Here is a 4,699-nt window from a genome sequence, read left to right as displayed (position 1 = left end):
CAGATTCGTCGGGAAGCCATATCCCTCCGCCGACGCGGCGATGACGTTGCGCAGCGACCGCTCACTGGCACCACCGGTCTTCAGCTCCTGCAGCGTCGGAAACAGCGCCTTCGACATTCCCGTCCGGTCAACCGATTCCATCGCCCGGCCGAACGCGGAGGAAATCTGCAGCAGATTCGCCATCCGGCGGATGCCCTGCGACTTGTTGTGCCCCGCTCCGTGGAACAGCGCCGGGTTGAAGAAGACGGCGTCGCCCTTTTCCAGCGGAAGCTGCACGTAGTTTTCCTCGAAGTAGGTGGTGAATTCGGGCCGGTGGAAGGCGAGGTAGCCGGCGTCATACTTCTGCGAATGCGGCAGGTACAAGGTGGGGCCGGATTCGACCGGCATGTCACAGTGGGCGACGGCGCCCTGCAAAGTCAGCGCCGCGGAGAGCAGGTGCGTATGGGCAGGGTAGCGCGCGGCCTGCCCGCTGGACATGAAACCGAGGTGGTAGTCGCGGTGGGCAGTCTGCGCGGCACCGCCCGGGTTGACGACGTTCACCTGCGATGTCACCTGGTAGTTCGGTCCGAGCCAGGCCTCCGCGATGAGGGCCAGGAAGTCGTTGGCGTAGTAGTCGGCAAATACGTCAGGAGTCCGAACCGCGAACTTGTCCAGGGCTCCCCAGACCCGGTCGTTGGCGCCCGGTTTGGCGAAGTGATCGCCTGAGGCAGTTCCCGCGGCCTTCTGTTCGGCGATAATGGCATTGAAGGCATCCGTGGCGCGGTCCACCGTTGACGTATCGCCGAACGCGCCCTTGAACACGACGATGCCGGGTCCGGAAGTCAGTGCCCGGATCAGTTCCGCCTGGACCTCGGCGCGGTCCTGGTCATTTCCAGCCTTCTCCAGCAGCCGGCTGCCGTAAATGGGCACGTTCTGTTCAACCGTTTCCGCATGTGGATAGTCAGACAGCCGCGTTTCTTCGTTGACGACGGCGATGAAGTCGTCCAGACTGCAATCGCTATCGCTAAGCCATTGCCGGACGGTTGATGTTGCTGCTGACGGACTGGTGGTCGTTGTCATCTCGTTGCTCCTTCATGAACATGGCGGATTGCGTATCTGCGTAGTCTCCACTCTGGTCTCACGAAGGGATATGTGCAACGATAAAGTCCATCAGAAAACCATCATGCAACCATCATCGATCAACCGACTCCCGACTCTAAAAGCGTCCCGAAGGACCTGAATGCCACACACCTATACCGTCCGGGAAATCGCACGCCAGGCCGGCGTCAGCGATGCGACCGTCGACCGGGTCCTGCACAACCGTCCCGGGGTCCGGCAGAACACCGCCGGACAGGTACGCCAGGCGATCAAGGACCTGGATGCTCAGCGGACGCAGCTCGAACTCTCCGGCCGCCGGTTCATGGTCGACCTCGTCGCGGATGCCCCAGACAGGTTCACCGCTGCTGTCAGGCATGCGCTGGAGGCCGTCCTGCCACGGCTGCGCCCTGCCGTCATCCGGGCTCGCTTTCACCTGCATGAGCAGTGGGACGGCGGTGAGTGCGTCGCCGAATTGGATGCAATCGTCAAGCGGGGGAGTCATGGCGTGATCCTCAAGGCGCCGGACCTTCCGGAGGTGTGCGACGCCGTCGAACGTCTGGAGGCGGCAGGCATTCCAGTGGTTACGCTGGTGACGGATCTGCCTGTCAGTGCCCGGGTGGCGTACGTGGGCATCGACAACCGTTCGGCGGGAGCAACGGCGGCTTACCTGATGACACAGTGGTTGGGAGACATTGCCGGCACGGTGGCGGTGACCGTGAGCAACGACTTTTTCCGGGGCGAGGAAGAGCGGGAAATGGGCTTCCGCTCCGCTATCCGCTCGATGGATCCGCAGCGCCAGGTGCTGTACTTGCCGGGCAGTGACGGACTTGACCGGACCGTCAACGCGTTAATGTCGGAGTCGCTGGAACGGCATCCGGAGATTGCCGGCGTCTATTCCATTGGAGGAGGCAATAACGGAATCGTCGACGCCTTCGAGGCAGCTGGCAGGCCGTTGCAGGTCTTCATCGGCCATGACCTCTTTCCCGAAAATGTGGCACTGCTGCGCGCGGGAGTGATGAATGCCCTGCTCCACCACGACTTCCGGATTGACGTTGACCGGTGTTGCCGCATCATTATGGGAGCCCATGGCGCGTTGCCGGAGCCCGACGACGGCGAAGTCTCCAAAACCGACGTCATTACACCCTTCAATATCCCGGCCGGCTACTGAACATCCTGAGTTGTTCTGTCTCCTTCCGAGGCGGCGGGAACAGGCGGATTACATCGGAATTACGCGGGTTCCGTTACCGGTTTGTAACTTGGGAAGTGTTTTGTGATACGTTGGAGGTGCACGGAAGGAAGGACACACCCGTCCGTTTTTCTTCGGAGTCCATCGCTGAATAAACGCTCGAAGAGAGCACTCCAGCAGAATTGCTCCCGCAAGGGTCTGGCCATCATGGTTTCAGGAACGAGCGGTGAGCGGCTCGCCCGGCTGGGCGAATCCCCGTCGCGACAATAAGCGGCTAGAGGAAGCATTACAACACAGAATAAATGCGCTGCGTTGTATCTGCATGTCCTTGAGGGGTGTCTCCGGCCAAATCATGATCAAGCACCTGCGTCCCCCCTGGGCAAAGGTGAAGCCGGAGCCTTGGTGCTTTGGCCGGTCACATATTCGAAAGGTAAATGATGTCATTACTAGAGGCCACCCGCGCCCAGCATACCGCCACCACCGAGCAGACCACCTCCGCACAGCCGGTTTCCGACAATCGGACTGCAGGTAAGGCCCTTGCCGTAGTGAGGATCCTGCTCGGATCCGTCTTCCTGTGGGCGTTCCTCGACAAGATGTTCGGCCTGGGCTTCGCGACCACGCCGGAAGCGTCCGTCCTTGCCGGCGCATCGCCGACAGCAGGCTTCCTGGGCAGCCTCGAAGGCTCCTTCGCCCCGATGTTCCATGCCATGGCGGGAAACGTGCTGGTTGACTTCGGCTTCATGCTCGGAATGCTCGGCCTCGGCGTCACACTCATCCTCGGCATCGGACTGCGCCTGGCTGCCGTCGGCGGCGTCATCATGATGGGCATGCTGTGGCTCACGGCCCTGCCGCTGATCAACAACCCCATCCTTGATGAGCACGTCATCTACGCTGCTGTCATGGTCGCCCTCGCCGCGACGCACGCCGGCAACACCTGGGGACTGGGCTCAGTACTGGCCCGCAATAACAGCCCCCGCTGGATTCGCTAAATAGATTCCGCAAGCACGGCTGGATCAGCCTTTGAAGGGAAGCCGGGCATCAATGTCCTGCTCATCCCAGACTTGGCGGATCCAGCCGTGCGCCGGATCATCACTGATCAACCATTGCCGGACCGGCCCAGGTCCGGCCATGACGTTTAAGTAGTAAAGATCGTAGCCCGGTGCCGCCATTGCCGGTCCGTGCCAGCCGTATGGAACCAGCACGACGTCGCCGGTACGCACCTCCGCGCTAACGTCGATGGGACGTTCGTCGGAGGCATACACCCGCTGATAACCCATGGCGTCCGCCTCAGCTGGGGCCGGTGAATCCTTCGCGACCTGGGTTTCAAAGTAGTAGATCTCCTCGAGGTTCGTTTCCCCCTCGGCCTCCACATCATGTTTGTGCGGAGGGTAGGAGGACCAATTGCCCGCCGGAGTCAGCACCTCGCAGACAATGAACCGGTCGGCTTCCAACGCAGCCGGAGTGCCAAAATTGTGCACCTGGCGGGAACAGTTTCCGGCGCCACGCAGCTCGACCGGTATTTCATCTGCCATGATCAGCCGGGGAGGATAGGCATTCTTTGCCGGCGCCGAGGCAATGGCGACCCTGCCGCCGTCGTTGGTTCCAATGGTGATGGCCGCATCGGTTCCGGAGTAGAAAACATCCGAGGGGCCGGTGAAGACGGAGTCGCGGCCGCCGAGTGCGTATTCCTCTCCGCCGGCCTGAACGGTGAAGGAGCCATTGAGCGGAATGACGATGCGCTCCTCGGCCTTCGACCCCAGTTCAATCCTCTGCCCGGCTGTCATCTCGGCCACCCGGATGCCGGTATGCTTCCAGCCCTCGACCTTGACGGCCGATTCTTCCGTACCCAGCGAAACGGCCCAGTCTCCGTCCGCGGCACTTCCCGCAGGGTAAACCCAATTCGTCACAGTGCTGCCTTTCAGTTAGTGTCGATTCTTTTTGGTCCAGCGCCTAGCGCTGGACCAAAGTCATTTCAAAGCTGTATGAGTCGCCCCGGTAGACGTGCTGCCCGGTTTCAACCACCCGGCCGGTGTCATCAAACGCCGTGCGTTCCATGGTCACCAAGGCTGCTCCGGGCTCGACCTGGAGTTGTTCGGCCTGGTATTCATTGGCAATCACGGCGCCGATCCGCTGCTGCGCCAACCGGAAGTTCACTCCGGCGGCGCGCAGCAGTTCGTAAAGGCCGTGCTCCTTCAAGGTGTCGGCGTCCAGTTCGGCAATGTCGTCCCGCACCTGGTTATCCATCAGGGCCAGCGGTTTGCCGCCCACGCTGCGCAGTCTGGTGAACCGGTACACCGACGCGCCCGGCTCCACGTGCAGCAATTCCAGATCCCGCTTGTCCGCCTCCGCGTGTGAGAAAGCCAGAATCTCTGTTGCTGGTTTGGCGCCGCCACGGTGCAGGTCATCGAACAGGCTCGACAGCTCCAACGGCCGGCG

General features: G+C 61.7%; 5 protein-coding genes. 2 read left to right on the top strand and 3 right to left on the bottom strand.

What is annotated here, in order from left to right; all coding sequences use genetic code 11:
* A partial coding sequence (locus Y707_RS23680; RefSeq protein ID WP_035780407.1) for a phytanoyl-CoA dioxygenase family protein occupies positions 1-1,059 on the bottom strand: 1,059 nt, incomplete at its 3' end.
* A gap of 160 nt (positions 1,060-1,219) precedes the next feature.
* Here Y707_RS23680 and Y707_RS0105235 point away from each other — a divergent pair.
* Together Y707_RS0105235 and Y707_RS23675 are read left to right on the top strand one after the other, a co-directional pair.
* Positions 1,220-2,245, top strand: a complete 1,026-nt coding sequence (locus tag Y707_RS0105235) for a LacI family DNA-binding transcriptional regulator (RefSeq protein WP_026534291.1) — start codon at positions 1,220-1,222, stop codon at positions 2,243-2,245.
* Between the two features lie 452 nt (positions 2,246-2,697).
* Positions 2,698-3,252, top strand: a complete 555-nt coding sequence (locus Y707_RS23675; protein WP_253905066.1) for a DoxX family protein — start codon at positions 2,698-2,700, stop codon at positions 3,250-3,252.
* A 24-nt stretch (positions 3,253-3,276) separates the two neighbouring features.
* On the opposite strand, the gene iolB is transcribed toward Y707_RS23675, so the two are convergent.
* Both iolB and Y707_RS23670 read right to left on the bottom strand, forming a co-directional pair.
* Complete coding sequence (gene iolB, locus Y707_RS0105225) at positions 3,277-4,170, bottom strand: 5-deoxy-glucuronate isomerase (protein WP_026534290.1); 894 nt, start codon at positions 4,168-4,170, stop codon at positions 3,277-3,279.
* Positions 4,171-4,213: 43 nt separating this feature from the next.
* A partial coding sequence (locus Y707_RS23670; RefSeq protein WP_035780405.1) for a GntR family transcriptional regulator occupies positions 4,214-4,699 on the bottom strand: 486 nt, incomplete at its 5' end.

This window comes from Arthrobacter sp. H14 (assembly GCF_000520495.1).
Taxonomy (GTDB): Bacteria; Actinomycetota; Actinomycetes; order Actinomycetales; family Micrococcaceae; genus Arthrobacter_C.
The sequence above is the reverse complement of the archived record's forward strand: the minus strand, read 5'-3'. Positions and strand labels throughout refer to the sequence as shown.

Coding starts and splice junctions, on each gene's coding strand:
- Y707_RS23675 (WP_253905066.1), top strand. CDS start 2,698: ATGATGTCATTACTAGAGGCCACCCGCGCCCAGCATACCGCCACCACC.
- Y707_RS0105235 (WP_026534291.1), top strand. CDS start 1,220: ATGCCACACACCTATACCGTCCGGGAAATCGCACGCCAGGCCGGCGTC.